This is a genomic window from Exobacillus caeni, from assembly GCF_005747095.1.
GTDB lineage: Bacteria > Bacillota > Bacilli > Bacillales > Guptibacillaceae > Exobacillus > Exobacillus caeni.
This window is the reverse complement of the sequence record NZ_SWLG01000001.1, coordinates 388,593-404,035: the sequence shown is the minus strand read 5'-3', so window position 1 is coordinate 404,035 and position 15,443 is coordinate 388,593. Positions and strand designations below refer to the sequence as shown.

Below are 15,443 nucleotides of genomic sequence, written 5' to 3'. Positions count from 1 at the left end.
CTCCTTAAATAGCAGGGATTAAGTTCGCATTGACCTAACGATCTTTAAAGCCGCTCCCATAGCATGCCCCAGCCGAAAAGAAATCATGCATTCCAAATGAGTAAATGATGTAACGCCCTGGAAGATAGGCCTCACCTCTAACAAAGGTTCATCCTTTAAACGCATATAGGTGGATACAAATGTAACGATACCACCTTTTATTGTCCATACGATACCAGCGGCAGTTCCCGTCGCTGCAGCATCACCCAACCCAAAAGCTGTTTGCCAGTGCAGCTGGTGGACTGTGATATGATTGAGGAACCTTCTAACAATTGAATGGAAGTCGGCAATCTGCTTGATTTTCAATTGAAACTCTTCCATGTTTTTAAAAAGAGTTTTCAATGATATTTTGTTATTCGCTTTCTCAACGGTGTTATTATTTAATGATCCCTCAGATTCCACATCCACCGATGCTTCCTCTTCAGAAAAGCTGAGCAAGGGCATGGTAAATGTATAACGAATGATACCAAAAAGCGCTGTAACCCTTATAGATAAGGAGTCATCATTTTCAGCATGCATCAAATTGATCGTTATCGTCAGACGAAGCAAACTTAACAATATGAACAAAAAGAGTATTAATACAATCAGCGATAAAAGGAGCATCTACTTCACCTCTAACATTCCATTATCGCCATCGATAAAATAAAATAAACCTGCCCTTTAAGAGGCAGGTTGTGCGGCCAGCTTTATTTCGTTTTCATGGATAACAAGCGTGTCAGCAAAAATATCGTGCAATCCCTGTTTTTCACTTGTAAATGCAGTGACTATATATCCTACGAACAGGATAAATTTGCTGATAAAGCGGCCGATGAACTCACGAAACAGAACAGTCGGCCAGTCTAGCGGCGTGTTGTTTTTCCCTACAACCTTCAAACCAAACGCCATTTTACCAAGCGTCTGTTGAAAGAACTTTGTCATCAACACAAAATACCCATAAAACACGATACCTGTTAAGATTGCTTGAATCGGTAAGAAATCAGGTTCTCCCCATGGAAAATCAAGCCCTTTTATAAAGGGATTAATAATGATTCGATTGATGCTTCCGATAACAATGAGATCAAGCAGGTATGCCCAAAAGCGCATCCAAAATCCTGCATAACGATAATGAAAAGTTGATTCCCCAGTTATCGAAGGGGAGTAGTCTGATTCAGCATGATCAGTTTGAATTGTTTCATTCTTTTTCATACAGACTCACTCCCTACTCAGAATATAAATACATTAACCTGGGTGATTGAGGCGTAGACATCAGTTGCTTGATACCAAGCAAGTCTTCGCTCGGTCCAAAGAGCTTTTGAACACTCATATCGAACAGGGAACCAAATCCAAAGTTTTGTTCATATTTAATTACGGATAAATTTTTATCCCCGAGCGATTTTTTCATCGTTTGGATCGTATCTTCTAAATTCCCAAGCTCGTCAATTAAATCATTGTCTTTTGCCTGCCTTCCATCATAAATACGTCCGTCAGCAAGTTTACGAACTTTGCTCTCTTCAAGTTCCCTTCCTTCACTGATTACTTTTACAAATTGATCATAAGAGTTATCGATCATTTCCTGTAGGATCTTCCTTTCTTCATCCGTCAAATCACGGGTTGGGGAAAGGATATCCTTGTGAGGACCGCTTTTGATGGTTTCCCATTTAACCCCAAGTTTTTCTGCTAACTCTGCATAATTCACAGATTGCATAATCACGCCAAGAGAACCGGTTATCGTAGAAGGGTTCGCAAAAATTTTGTCGGCCGGAGCTGATATGTAATAACCGCCTGAAGCAGCAATGCTTCCCATTGACACGTAGACAGGTTTCTTATATTTCTTCTGTATCTCTACGATTTTTTCATGTATCTCGGCGCTTTCTACAACGCCTCCGCCAGGAGAATTAACTCTCAAAATAACCCCTTTTACTGAACGATCTTCACCTGCATGCTCCAGCCTTTGGATAAAGAGCCTGTGGTTATAACCGGGTGAAGAAAAGAAATTAGACGTATCCGGTGTATCCTGGATCGCTCCTTCAACAGTCAAAATAACAATCTTGTTCGGTCCTTTTCCTTCTTCCACAACTTTTTCCTCAAACAAAGAAGGTTCATTAAACTGTGTCTCCCAATCTGCCACATTTGAAAAAGCAAAAGATGATAACATATTAATTACAATTGAAATAACAAACAGACCAGCTGCGATTCCTAAAGCAGCCCAACGCTTTCCATTCATATAAGCCCTCCTGCGGTTTAAAAGATTCTATTCTATAACTACGAAGCAATGATGAGATTGTTTCAAGTATTTTTCTTTTTTCCATAAGAATATCACATGAAATCCCAAAAACCTACAACGATTAGATGAATGGGTTTCGATTTAAACAGAAAAAATGATAAAGTAAAAATATATGTATAGACGTTAAGAAAATAGAGGAGGAACAATATGGACCGCCGTAACCTGTACTTTTTTTATAGAAATGACACAATCGAATCTGATGAAATTGAAACTTTATTCGATTTAGCTGAAAAAAACGGATTTAAGCTTGTTTCTGATGATAAAGATGCGAACATTATCGCAAGCATCGGAGGGGATGGAGAATTTCTTCAGGCGGTACGCAAAACAGGATTTCGGGATGATTGCCTTTATGTAGGAATCAGTACCGGCCAACTTGGATTTTATTGCGATTTTGCTATCAATGATAAGGAAGGCATGGTAGAAGCAACGATGAATTCCCAGATCGAAGTTCGCCGTTACCCTGCGATTGAAGTGAAGGTGAACAACGAATCGGCCTTTTATTGTTTAAATGAATGCTCCATCCGTTCTTCACTTATAAAAACATTTGTAATGGATGTCTTCATAGATGATTTTCATTTTGAAACATTTAGAGGAGACGGTTTAATCGTTGCAACTCCGACCGGCAGTACCGCTTATAACAAATCGGTACACGGAGCAGTAGTTGATCCAAAAATCCCTTGTTTGCAAGTTTCGGAGCTCGCTTCTCTTAATAATAACCGGTATCGGACACTCGGTTCTCCTTTTGTTTTAAGTGATGAACGTTCCCTGACGTTAAAAGTGGTCCAGGATGGCAATGACTATCCTGTGATCGGGTTCGATAACGAGGCTCTAAGTAGCCGTCATTGTAAACAACTTGATATCAAAGTAGCAGATAGAAGGATTAAAACAGTGAAGTTAAAAAACAATTCCTTCTGGCATAAAGTTCAACGCAGTTTTTTATGATCATCAGCTGCAATGCCTCTATACGAACAAAAATCGGACCCCTAACGGTGTCCGATTTTTGTTAATTCCTTTTATATTGAATGGTACCATCAACGATAGTCATCTCTACGTTTGTGTCTAAGATTTCGTCGGGTTCAATTTTGAATAGATCCTGATCAAGCACAGTGAAATCGGCATCAAAACCCTCTTTTATTATTCCGCGCTCATGTTCTTTGCAAATAGCAAAAGCACTTCCCTTTGTAAAGAGCTCAATCGCTTCATATGCTGTTAACTTTTCCTCTGGATAATATCCTTCATGGGTTTCTCCAGGGCTTTTTCTAGTAATAGCTGCATGGATTCCAAGCAATGGGTCAGCAGGCTCAATCGGTGCGTCCGAACCGCCAGCACAATGAACATTATTTTGTATCATTGTTTTCCAGGCATAAGAATAATCCATCCGCCATGTCCCCAGTCGTTCTACCACCCACGGAAAATCTGATGGAACAAACCGGGGTTGAATATCCACAACGACTGGAAGTTTTGACAAACGCTCAATAAGATCTTCTCGCAATATTTGTCCGTGAATTACTCTGTCTCGTTTGTCTTCGGTGATAGGGTAAGCTTCAATAGCATCAAGTGCATATTCCATCGCCAAATCTCCAATTGTATGAATCGCAACAGGCATTCCATTTTTTCTGGCTTTCTTAACAAGTCCCTTTAATTCATCCAGAGAGTGAATCGCAACTCCTGAAGTCTCGGGCGAATCATTATACGGCTTGCTAAGAAGGGCAGTTCTTCCTCCAAGTGCTCCGTCAGCAAATATTTTCATTGCTCCCAATTCGACCGTTTCCGTTCCAGACCCATATCCAAGACTTTCTGCCACCATATCGTCTACAACTTCATGATGGACAAGCAAGTGTGCCCGAAACTTTTTGGAACCGTTCAAAACATCTGTAAAGGCATCATAGGTTCTTTTGAAACCGCCGTAATAATTCAGGTCTTCAGTATGTCCTCCTACAAGGCCCATCTTTAACAAATCGTCTACGGATGTTTGGAGTGCATGCTTGATATAAGATTCACTTACTTCAGGAATAGCCTGTTTTACAATATCCTGGGCAGTATCTAAGAGATATCCTGTTGCTTTTCCGTTATAGTCTCTTAAAATGACACCTCCTGAAGGGTCAGAGGTTTCCTCTGTAATTCCAGCAAGTTCAAGGGCAAAAGAATTGGCTAGAATAGCGTGTCTGCATACCCTTGTCAGCATCATCGGATTTTCTGGAGCAATTTCATCCAGTTCATCAAGGTGAAAGATTTTACGATCAGGAAAGTTATTTTCGTTCCATCCTTCACCGATGATCCAATCTCCCGGTTGTAGGTCAGCAATCTTTTCTTTTAAAAGCTCTTTCATTCTCTCAGCTGTTGAAACTTCTGATAAATTTAAACGAAGCAGTTTTTCCCCATGCCCAATAACATGAAGGTGGCTATCAACAAAGCCCGGGTACATCACTTTATTTCCCAAATCGATCACATGCTCTATCTTATCTGCAAAAAGCTTTTCAAGCTCTTCTTTTTTTCCAGTCTTGATAATTTTCCCCTGCTCTACGAGAACTGAGTTAACTGTCTCATTCTCCTTAGCCATCGTGTAGATGGTCCCCCCATGCCATAACGTTGCCATCTTTCTTCTCTCCTTTTATCGCTTACATTGTCAATATCTTATCATTTAACGCTTTACTTAACAAAAACTTTGTTCCATTTAATGTAAAGCTTTTTCTTGATGAAGTTTTTTCAACTAAAGATTTTTTACAGCTAAAGTCAAAAAAAAAGAGGCTGGAACATAAATAAGACGTTCAAGTTAAAAAACAAATGATTCAGAATCAACAATTATAGAATGTTAATTTCCAATAGATTTATGTTCCTTTATTGCTAGTAGGAGTGATGCAAACCGCTTCGGCAGAATACTTCGCTTTCCGCGGGCACGGTCTCAGCCTCCTCGCGGAAAAACCATCGCTGCGGGGTCTTCGGACTCGTGCTGTTCCCGCAGGATAAGGAACGCTACAGCAGCAAGACATCGCACGAAGAAAATATGAAGTTCATTTTCGAGGAGTCTACGTATTTTGCCTACGCTGAAAGTGATTTCCTACTAAAGGAACTTTATTACTCCTCCTCAAGCGGAGAAAATACACGAAGACTCCTACGGGAGCAATGGCATCGGTGAGACCCCGGAATGCGTTAGCATGAGGAGGCTCACCAGCCGCCCGTGGAAAGCGTAGTGTATTTTCGTAGCGGGTTGAGGTACCCCAGTATCGTTTTAAAAGATATATGTAGCCGATATATAATGAACAGGAAAAATTACTTAAACAACCAAAAGAAAAATCCGAACTGATATAAATTCTGATGAAAGAATTTAGAATCATCGTTCGGATTTTCCTTTGGCTAAAATACTTTTGTCCCAGCCTCTCCCTATTCATTTTTTCAGGAAGGCTGTGTTTTTAATTCTTGTTTCCTTAGTTCGATTCTACGGATTTTTCCGGAAGTTGTTTTTGGAAGTTCTTCTACAAATTCAATTTTCCGCGGGTATTTATAAGGTGCTGTAAGTTTCTTTACATGGTCCTGCAGTTCAGGTATCAGGTCCGGGTTTGAAGAATCCACAGTATCCTTTAACACAATAAATGCTTTTACTACATTCCCTCTTATTTCATCAGGGCTTGCAACAACGGCACACTCTTTTACAACAGGATGCTTAACAAGCGCATCTTCCACTTCAAACGGTCCAATCGTATAGCCGGAGCTTATAATGATGTCGTCCCCGCGGCCTTCAAACCAGAAATAACCATCTTCATCTTTTGAAGCTTTATCCCCCGTAAGATAATAGTCCCCGCGGAATGCCATCTTCGTACGTTCATCATCTTTATAATAATATTTGAACAATGCCGGTACATCCTTATGGACAGCAATATCTCCAACTTCACCTGGCTTAACAGGTTCTCCGTCTTCGTTGATGATTTCCACTTTGTTTCCGGGTGTTGGTTTTCCCATCGAACCTGCCTTGATCTCCATCCCTTTAACAACGCCTACAAGCAACGTATTTTCCGTTTGGCCATAGCCATCACGTACATCGATATTAAAGTGCCTTTTAAAAGTATCGATCACCTCTCTATTTAGAGGTTCTCCGGCCGAAACAGCACTTCGAAGGTGCGGAAGTTTATATTTATCGAGGTTATCGACCTTAGCCATCAGGCGGTATTCAGTAGGTGTACAGCAAAGAACGTTTACTTCATTTTCTTGAAGAAGCTGCAGATAAGATGTCGGCTCAAACTTTCCGTTATAAACAAAACCGGTCGCCCCTCGTCCAAGAGTAGAAATAAACGGGCTCCAGATCCACTTTTGCCATCCTGGCCCTGCAGTAGCCCATACTGTATCTCCTTCTTCAATATCCATCCAGCTTTTCGCAGAAGTTCTCAAGTGAGCATACGCCCACCCATGGCTATGAACAACTCCTTTTGGCTGTCCAGTAGTTCCAGAAGTATACGACATAAACGCCATGTCTTCCCGGTTAGTTTGGGAAGCATCAAATGAATCACTTTCCTGGTCCATCATCTGATCGAGGGATTTCCAACCTTCCGCTTCTCCCCCAACAATTAATTTAGCATTTAACCCTGGTGCCTCTTCTTCAACACCATCGAGCTGATCAATGAATTGATGATAAGAAATAACCGCTTTTGCTTCACCATGATTAAGACGATAGACAAGGTCTTTTTTCCTCAGCATTTCTGATGATGGAATTACGACCAGCCCGGCTTTCAAACAAGCAATATAGATTGCATATGTATCGATTAATCTAGGCATCATGATCAATACTCTGTCCTGCTTTTTTAATCCCAACTTTGTTAGCGCATTTGCAGCCCTGTTTGCTTTTTGAAATAATTCCTTGTATGTAATTTCACGTGATTCTCCATTTTCGTTCTTCCATTTCAATGCAAGCTTATCCTCAGAAACAGCATACTGTTCCATATCTGAAGTAAGATTATAAACTTCTGGAGCAATGAGATTTGCGACATCCATTGTGATTCCTCCTCTTTTAATAGTTATCCCTTTTATTATAACGAAAAATCAAAAGTTTTTGAACATTAATTATGTATACGCTTACATTGGATGTTGCTTATAATTACAGGTGTTGGTTTGTATGGAAGCTGGATTCACAAAAGAATTGAATTTCATTAATAAAAAGGAAAAAGAAGAGCAGCCGCAGCTCCTCTTCAATCCATCATCTTATTTATTTTTGACCGTTCATTTGCTGTTGAGATTGCTGTACAAGGCGCTTTGTAATTTCTCCGCCAACTGATCCATTTGCTCTGGAGGTTGTATCAGAACCTAGATTCACACCGAATTCCTGGGCGATCTCATATTTCATTTCATCAATAAATTTTCCCACACCCGGAACGAGAAGTTTATTAGAATTATTTGTTCTTCCCATTTAAATCACCTCCTTGTACTTATCATGTGTATCTCCCGCGAAACCATTCGTCATATACTCTGGTAATTGATGTAAAATTAACTGTATGGAAAAAAAAGAACCCTGCATCTGCAGGGGATAGTAACAAAAAGGAACTTCTTAAAATAAGTCTTCAAAGCCTTTATTTATCAGCTCTTTTTCCCTTAAAGTTACAGTCTCTGTTTTTGAAATCGCCTCTTCAATGAGCGATTCAATGTCAAGGCTTTGTTCAAACTTCTGAGCATTTTTTCGCTTCGGCCTCGTTTTAGGGGCATCAGGAAGAAATACTGTACAACAGTCTTCGTAAGGACGGATCGATACATCGTAAGTACCGATTTTATGTGCTATTTTCATTATTTCTACCTTATCCATCGCAATCAACGGCCTGATAATTGGATAATTTGTAACTTCATTGATCGTATTCATGCTGTGCAATGTTTGGCTTGCGACCTGCCCCAGGCTTTCACCAGTAGCAATTCCAAGTGCTTCATTTTTTTCTGCAAGCCTCTCTGTAATCCTCATCATCATCCTTCTCATGATTGTCATCGAATAGTTAGAAGGAATGTTGCTTTGGATCGCTTTTTGTACCTCGGTAAAGTGAACAACATGCAAAAGCAAGTCTCCACCGAATTTAGTCAAAATTTTTGCAAGATCTTCTACTTTTTGGCGGGATCTTTCACTGGTAAAAGGAGGGCTGTGAAAATGGACCATTTCAATTTTAACTCCCCTTTTCATCGTTAAATACCCAGCCACAGGACTGTCGATGCCTCCAGACAACATCAACATTACTCTGTTATTTCTGCTGATCGGAAGGCCCCCGGCTCCTTCAAAATGATTACAGCTGATAAATGTTCCATTTCTTTTCACTTCCACTCTAACTTCCGTGTCTGGATTATGAACATCCACTGTAATATTTTCAGTATTCTTAAGAATATGGGCGCCGATTATCTGGTTAAGTTCCTGGGAAGAGATCGGAAAGTTTTTATATGGCCGCTTACTCGTCACTTTAAATGTTCTTGGAGCATCTCCTCCTGCATCTTTAACAGCCCTGAGCGCACCATCCTTCATGGCCTCGATATCATGCTCTGTTTTCAGGGCAAGGCTCATTGAATGGATCCCAAACACTTCCTGCAATTTAGGGATGACTTCCTCATGATCATTTCCATTAAGCTTTATATACATCCGGTCAAATGTCATGTTAATTTCCACACCGGTAAAATGTGACACTTTTTGTTTTACTCTGTTCCTTAATAGGTCTACAAATTCTTTTTGGTTTTTACCTTTTAATGCAATTTCGCCATAACGAATAATAATTTGATCATACATATTAAACTACCCCATTACGCTTTTTAGTTTTGGTAATACTTCTTCTAATGCCTCAACAAGGCGCTCGATATCGTCTTGTCGATTCTCAAATGAAAAACTAACTCTCAGTGCATGTTCGCTTCGTTCTGGTCCGTATCCGGCAGCTTCAAGTATCCTGCTTCCGCCCTGTGCCTTTGAAGAGCAAGCAGATTTGGTCGAGATGTAGATCCCTTCTTCCTCCAGGGTATGAATCAACACTTCGGGCTTAATCCGGGGGACAGAAAAGTTGAGAATATGCGGAGCGGAATTCTGTTCAGGTGTATTGATCAAAATACCATCAATTTCACAGAGTTCTTTTCTCGCTGTTTCTTGTAAATGACGTAATTGTTTTATTCCGCTTTTAGATTTCTCGAGTACCACACGAAGAGCTTTTGCCATCGCAACTACACCCGGAACGTTTTCAGTACCTGCTCTAACTGTTCCTTCCTGCTCTCCTCCGGTAAACAGCGGAAATAACTTAACTCCGCTTCGTACATATAAAATTCCAGAACCTTTCAGGCCATGAACTTTGTGGGCAGACATCGTACATAAGTCGACCTTGGCCTTTTTAAAATTAAGGGGAACTTTTGAAAGCCCCTGCACATGATCAACATGAAATACCGCCTTTGGAAAATTCCGCAGATATTCTCCCGCTTCCTCAATTGGCTGTATTGTTCCAATCTCATTATTTACATGGATCATCGAAACTAGAATAGTATCTTTTCTTACTTCTTTTCGAAGATCTTCCATTGAAATCCGCCCTGCAGCATCAACCGGCAAATAAGTAACCTCAAAACCGATATCTTCTAACTGCTTAAATGATTCAAGCGTAGAAGCATGTTCAACTGCAGTCGTAATTAGATGCTTTCCTCTTGATTGATGTTGAAAAGCCGTCCCTTTAATAGCAAGGTTGTTCCCCTCCGTTCCTCCGGATGTGAACACAATCTCCTTCGAATGAACATGAAGTAAATCGGCAACAATAGAACGTGCCTGCAACAAAAGGCGTTCTGCCTCACTTCCCTTTCCATGAATCGAAGAAGGATTTGCAAAATGGCTTTCTGCAACTTTACGAAATGTATCTAAAACTTCAGGGTATGGCTTTGTTGTCGCACTATTATCTAAATAAATCATAACAGACCCCTTATCAAAACTTTATTATCCAAATAAAAATCATATCATAACCCTTTTAATATTCAAAATACCCTTTTTTAAAGTTTCTAATTTGGGAACCTTATCCACGTTTCCAGTTCACGCCAGCTATCCCAGCTTACTGGTAAGTATAGAATAACAAAGCCAGCGGCACTTCAAGCAAGAAATAAGCTGCAACATGGAGCTGAGTAAATATTAACAAAAAAGCGAATTTTAGAATTTTTTATTAAAATAATTATTTTCTTTTACCTTATGGTAATATGAGACCGTCTAAAATTCAGAAAACAAAGACAACATAGAATGACAGGAGGACAAGCCTATATGGAAAATAAACTAAAAAGCAGGCAAACATTGACGATAGGCCTTATGCTCTTTGCATTATTCCTCGGGGCTGGAAACATGATCTTTCCACCTCTTTTAGGACAACAGGCCGGTGAAAATTTATGGAGTGCAATCACTGGTTTCCTTATCACAGGAGTAGGGCTTCCTCTCTTAGGAGTAGCTTCGATCGCCATTACTGGCGGGAGCTTATATGACTTATCCAGCAGAGTCCATCCTTTATTCGCTGGAATCTTTACTGCAGTTCTATATCTTGCGATCGGACCTTTTTTTGGAATCCCGAGGACAGGGACTGTTGCTTTTGAGATTGGTGTGACGCCTTTTTTACCAGAAAGCATAAATGCTAATACACTTCCATTAATGCTTTACACCATCGTTTTCTTCGGAATTACTTTATGGTTATCCATAAATCCAACTAAACTGGTTGACCGAGTCGGAAAGATACTTACACCAATTCTTATTGCCGTTTTAGGAATCATTATAATAGCAGGAGTTTCTAATCCAATAGGATCAGCCAGTAACCCGACAGAAGCATACTCGGAAGGCCCTCTTTTTGAAGGGTTTATTAAAGGATATTTAACAATGGACGCTATAGCTTCTCTTGTGTTTGGGATGGTTGTCGTAAACGCCGTTAAAGAAAAGGGAGTTAAAAGCAGGAAAGCTCTTGCTTCATCTGTCATAAAAGCAGGTGTGATTGCAGCAACGGGATTAGCCTTAATTTATCTTTCCCTGGCATATCTCGGAGCTACTAGCTTTAAAGTGATAGGCCCGGTTGAAAACGGGGGCATCATTTTATCCGGTCTTGCCGACTATTTGTTTGGATCAACTGGTGCACTTCTGTTAGGTTTAGCCATTACTTTCGCATGCCTTACCACATCCGTTGGCCTTGTGACCGCCTGCGGCGAGTATTTTTCAGCCGCATTCCCGCGGCTATCCTATAAACTCGTCGTTACAATCGTTACAATCTTTAGTGCCCTTATTGCAAATGTAGGACTTACTCAGCTTATTGGTTTAACACTCCCTGTTTTAATCGCAATTTATCCAATTGCTATCGTATTAATCGTTTTATCGTTTATGAATGATCTTTTTAACGGTTATTCCTACGTTTACCGGGGTGCAATCATTGGCGCGATGTTGATCAGCATTCCAGATGCTATTCTTTCTACAGGAATTGAGTTGGAAGCTATATCATCAAGTTTAGAACTTCTTCCGTTATACGAGAAAGGAATAGGGTGGTTAGTTCCAGCGGTCCTTGGCGGACTTATTGGATATCTAATGGCAAAAAAACGAGAAGATGTTAACGGCCACGCGATGAACAAAGCCTGACTTTGGGGCTCAACAGCCGCCCGTGGAAAGCGAAGTGTATTTTCATAGCGGGTTTAGGAACCCTAGGGTAATGGCTATTCTACATGTAAAGAACAATAAAGCTTACGAAAACGGTAAAAAAAATCCGAACTATTCAAATTCTGATGAAAGAATTTTGAATCATAGTTCGGATTATTCTTTGGCTAAAATACTTTTTTTAAGTGTTTACTACTTCTTCCACTTTAAATTCCATTTCTTTTAAGGCGCCAGGCTCCACCTTTTCAATTGCCTCTCCTGCAAGTTCCAGCGCTTCGCTGTATTGATAATTTCTAAAAAGCGTTTCAGCCTGCCTCAGCATCTCATCTATCGTTCTGTACCTGCTTCGATATCTGTTTCCATACTGGATTAACCGTTCAGCAAGCAGTGCCTGTTCAACAAGTTCCTTCGTTTTTTCATAACTTGCTGTCACTGTACTTAGAGCGTCACTTAACACTTCATTAATTTCAGACATATCAAGAGGCGTATCACTTAATCTTTCACTAAGCTCTATGATTTTTTCTTCCGCATGCTCGAAGCCTTCTAGCTGATCTTCCGGAATTCCCGGAAGATTGTATAATCTGATCATTCTTTTTGCTTCAAACAACTTCACTTTTAAGTCTTTGATCGATTCTATGGCATTCAGTTCATCTTTTCTAAGTTCTTGAAGCTTTAGCTTATAATCCTGGCTTTCTTGTTGCAGCTTGTCTAATGCTTCTTTTAATTCTGAGACTGTTTCAGCCAGGCTGGTGTATGCCTGTTGATCACCTTGAATCGCATCGGAAACAACTTCATAGCGTTTTGTAAGATCTTCAAATTTCTTTTCAAGCTTTTGAAGCGTCTTTAACTCTTGCTGTTCTATTCTGTAGCTCAGTTGAACAACGTTTGTTTCTTCTTTTAGATGGTTTAAATCACTTTCAGTTTTGACAAGCCGAAGTTCCATTTCTTCTGATTCTTCAGTAACAAACTGCCTTGATGAAACCTCTTTTTCCAACAGATCATATACTTCATCAATCTTTTCAAAGGTACGGTCGACCTCTTCTTTAATCTCATCAATATCCGTTTCTTCCGTCCTTGCAAGCCATGTTTTAATTTGATTTTCCATTTCCTCGAGCTGTTCATTGAGCATTAAATGGTCTAAAACATAACCATCCTTTCGCATCACATCAGAGCCATCCTTAAGCTCTTTTATTTGTGATGGTAGATGATTCTGGAGCTGCATAAGAATATCGGGAATCAATTGAATTTTTTCTTTTGCCTTTTCAAGCCTGTCATGTACCTCGACAAGAACTTCTCTTGCCTGGATATAGTTGCCCTCTTCAGTGCTTTGCTCGTATAATTGAAGCTTTTCTTTAAGTTCATTTAATTCCGTCTCCAATTTAGGCAAGGCATTTCCGAGTGAACGATTATGGGAAAGCATTCGCTGGCGTGTTTCACGATAAAGCTCTGACACTTCTACTATATCTTTGCGGTTCTGTTCCTCGCTGGAAACAAGCTCATTGATTTCACTCAAAATCTGCTTAATCCGTTCCTCGATCGCGTTCAGGCGATTTTCCGTTTCATCGAGGTAGGATTTCGCCTTTTTAAAGCGATACTTTTCTGCGGCTTCCTCGGTATCCATCAACTGTTCTTCAAGATTTGGGAGAATGACTGTCACGATTTCATCCCACTCTGCACGCCACTTTTCAAATTTTTCTTCAGTCTGCCCCTGCATTTTCAACCCTTTTACTTTGGCAATTTCTTCCGTAACAGGCCTGTTAAGAATATCGATTTTCCACTCTTCCAGACGGTCTATCTCTTTATAAATTTTCCTGCGTGCAAACGAACTTATTATAAAAAAAATCGCTAATAATATTATTGCAATGACAATGTACTCCAACGGAAGCACCCTTTCTTCCTCACTTCGTTTCTATGTATAATAAATGTAATTGGCTTTTTAATAGATTCTTTGTTTTTATGATACCATGTAAAAGAGTCTTTGACTAAATAAATTCAATATTCGACAAAAAAATCCTTGTTTTTTAATACACTTTTTTCTTAATCTATTTTTTCAACTCACAAGATCAAATGTAAAGGAGAAATGAAATTGGTCTATGATGGACATGTCCACACACCATATTGTCCCCACGGGAGCGCTGACTCTTTTTCAGCTTATGCAGAGGCTGCAATCCAAAAAGGATATAGCGGATTAACCTTCACAGAGCATGCTCCCCTTCCCAAGAGTTTCGTAGACCCTACTCCTTTTAAGGATAGCGGGATGCAACAGGGCCAGCTCTCTGGTTATTTTCAGGAACTTAATGCTTTAAAAAGGTATTATCATTCCCATTTAACGATTCGAACCGGCCTTGAAGTAGATTATATTGAAGGGTATGAGGAAGAGATACGGACGTTTTTAAATGAAGTGGGAGAAGAGCTCGATGATGCTATTCTTTCCGTCCATTTTTTAAAACAGAAAGAAAAGTGGTACTGCCTGGATTATAGTCCTGATGTCTTTGGAGAGTTAGTAGAGGCTACAGGTAGTCTAGAAGAAGTATACCGCAATTACTTTCAAGCCCTATTACATTCGATAAAAAGCGACCTGGGGCAGTTCAAACCTTCCCGTATAGGTCACATAACCCTTGTACGTAAGTTCCACACAAAGTTCCCGCCTGACTTTAGTTACGAAGAAGAAATCGTTAAGGTCCTTGACGAAATAGCTAAGAAAGGCCTGGAACTTGACTATAACGGCGCCGGCATGATGAAGGAATTTTGCAGGGAACCCTATCCGCCTGCATGGATCGCCCGGGAAGCGCTAAAACGCAATATCCCCCTCGTATACGGATCTGACGCCCATACTGCGAAGGGGTTAAAACAGGGCTATAAGGAACTTATCGGCAAGGAGGCTTTTAAAATGCCGTCTACACGTTAATAGCAACTGGCTTTTTGCTCCATGAAGGCGATGTCTGACAAAGAGATAGCTCGATCCACTGCTTTAGCTGTCTGTAATATTTCTCCTTGAAGTACTCCTCGTTCGGTTGAATGTGGTGTACTTCAAGGATATATTGCGGATGCAGAAACGGCATCGTCAGCATTCCTCTCAACTGCATGATCAAATAGTCGATCGATTGAGGAATAAACTCCTGCCTGGCAAAACCGTTTTCTATTATCCTTGCTAAATAAAACTTCTCTTTCATCAAATAGGTAGTCATGATTTCCCTGACAAGAACAGTATCAAAAGTAATTTCTCTATGGACGAACCTGGCCAACTGGCGGTTTTCTTGCTGGTAATCCAGTATCCCTTTGACAGCTTCAAAGAAACATTCCCTTGCCGTACGGTAGTCAAGCTTCATATAAGCTGTTTCAATAATGCCTACATACCCTTCCAGAAACGAAGTCATTAAGTGTTCAGCAAGTCCCTGCTTTCCGCCAAAGTAATAGGAAATCAACGATACGTTAACATCTGCCTTTTTCGCAATATCTCTAACTGATGTTCCATTGTATCCTTTCGTGTTAAAAAGCATTACTGCAGACCTCAGAATTTTCTGCTTTGTCTCCGATTCGGTACTTCCTGCCATT

At 40.2% G+C, this 15,443-nt stretch carries 13 protein-coding genes; 3 read left to right on the top strand and 10 right to left on the bottom strand.

Features of this window, described 5'->3' with window-relative positions:
* Positions 1–18: 18 nt before the first annotated feature.
* Genes FCL54_RS01995 through sppA form a run of 3 tightly spaced genes read right to left on the bottom strand, consistent with a single transcriptional unit; the run spans position 19 to position 2,242 of the window.
* A complete protein-coding gene (locus FCL54_RS01995; RefSeq protein ID WP_138122622.1) occupies positions 19–642 on the bottom strand; it encodes a DUF2953 domain-containing protein in 624 nt (207 codons plus the stop codon).
* Between the two features lie 57 nt (positions 643–699).
* Positions 700–1,224, bottom strand: a complete 525-nt coding sequence (locus FCL54_RS01990) for an RDD family protein (RefSeq protein ID WP_138122620.1) — start codon at positions 1,222–1,224, stop codon at positions 700–702.
* Between the two features lie 13 nt (positions 1,225–1,237).
* Positions 1,238–2,242 (bottom strand): signal peptide peptidase SppA, encoded by a 1,005-nt coding sequence (gene sppA / locus FCL54_RS01985; protein ID WP_138122618.1) that lies wholly within the window; start codon positions 2,240–2,242, stop codon positions 1,238–1,240.
* Between the two features lie 207 nt (positions 2,243–2,449).
* On the opposite strand from sppA, the gene FCL54_RS01980 reads away from it, so the two are divergent.
* The gene (locus tag FCL54_RS01980; protein WP_138122616.1) at positions 2,450–3,244 is read left to right on the top strand and encodes an NAD kinase; all 795 of its coding nucleotides are present in this window, start codon (positions 2,450–2,452) and stop codon (positions 3,242–3,244) included.
* A gap of 61 nt (positions 3,245–3,305) precedes the next feature.
* Here the strand turns inward: FCL54_RS01980 and FCL54_RS01975 are convergent, their stop codons facing one another.
* The 5 genes from FCL54_RS01975 to FCL54_RS01955 form a co-directional block, all read right to left on the bottom strand.
* Positions 3,306–4,898: an amidohydrolase gene (locus FCL54_RS01975; protein WP_138122614.1), complete on the bottom strand. Its 1,593-nt coding sequence runs from the start codon at positions 4,896–4,898 to the stop codon at positions 3,306–3,308.
* A gap of 797 nt (positions 4,899–5,695) precedes the next feature.
* The gene (gene mbcS, locus FCL54_RS01970) at positions 5,696–7,285 is read right to left on the bottom strand and encodes an acyl-CoA synthetase MbcS (protein WP_138122612.1); all 1,590 of its coding nucleotides are present in this window, start codon (positions 7,283–7,285) and stop codon (positions 5,696–5,698) included.
* A 211-nt stretch (positions 7,286–7,496) separates the two neighbouring features.
* A complete protein-coding gene (locus FCL54_RS01965) occupies positions 7,497–7,697 on the bottom strand; it encodes an alpha/beta-type small acid-soluble spore protein (RefSeq protein WP_138122610.1) in 201 nt (66 codons plus the stop codon).
* 138 nt (positions 7,698–7,835) lie between these two features.
* The gene (gene thiI, locus FCL54_RS01960; protein WP_138122608.1) at positions 7,836–9,041 is read right to left on the bottom strand and encodes a tRNA uracil 4-sulfurtransferase ThiI; all 1,206 of its coding nucleotides are present in this window, start codon (positions 9,039–9,041) and stop codon (positions 7,836–7,838) included.
* Between the two features lie 6 nt (positions 9,042–9,047).
* Positions 9,048–10,190 carry a cysteine desulfurase family protein gene (locus tag FCL54_RS01955; protein WP_138122606.1) on the bottom strand — a complete coding sequence of 381 codons (1,143 nt, stop codon included), beginning with the start codon at positions 10,188–10,190 and terminating at the stop codon, positions 9,048–9,050.
* Positions 10,191–10,529: 339 nt separating this feature from the next.
* Here FCL54_RS01955 and brnQ point away from each other — a divergent pair, with 339 nt between their 5' ends.
* Entirely contained in the window at positions 10,530–11,873 is a 1,344-nt protein-coding gene (gene brnQ, locus FCL54_RS01950; protein ID WP_138122604.1) for a branched-chain amino acid transport system II carrier protein, read from the top strand.
* 196 nt (positions 11,874–12,069) lie between these two features.
* On the opposite strand, the gene ezrA is transcribed toward brnQ, so the two are convergent.
* Positions 12,070–13,767, bottom strand: coding sequence for a septation ring formation regulator EzrA (gene ezrA, locus FCL54_RS01945; RefSeq protein ID WP_171016637.1), 1,698 nt, complete (start codon positions 13,765–13,767; stop codon positions 12,070–12,072).
* A gap of 201 nt (positions 13,768–13,968) precedes the next feature.
* On the opposite strand from ezrA, the gene hisJ reads away from it, so the two are divergent.
* Positions 13,969–14,796, top strand: coding sequence for a histidinol-phosphatase HisJ (gene hisJ / locus FCL54_RS01940; protein WP_171016636.1), 828 nt, complete (start codon positions 13,969–13,971; stop codon positions 14,794–14,796).
* Here the strand turns inward: hisJ and refZ are convergent.
* Entirely contained in the window at positions 14,786–15,442 is a 657-nt protein-coding gene (refZ, locus tag FCL54_RS01935) for a forespore capture DNA-binding protein RefZ (RefSeq protein ID WP_138122598.1), read from the bottom strand. The two genes, hisJ and refZ, sit on opposite strands and share 11 nt — an antisense overlap.
* Between the last annotated feature and the right edge of the window lies 1 nt (position 15,443).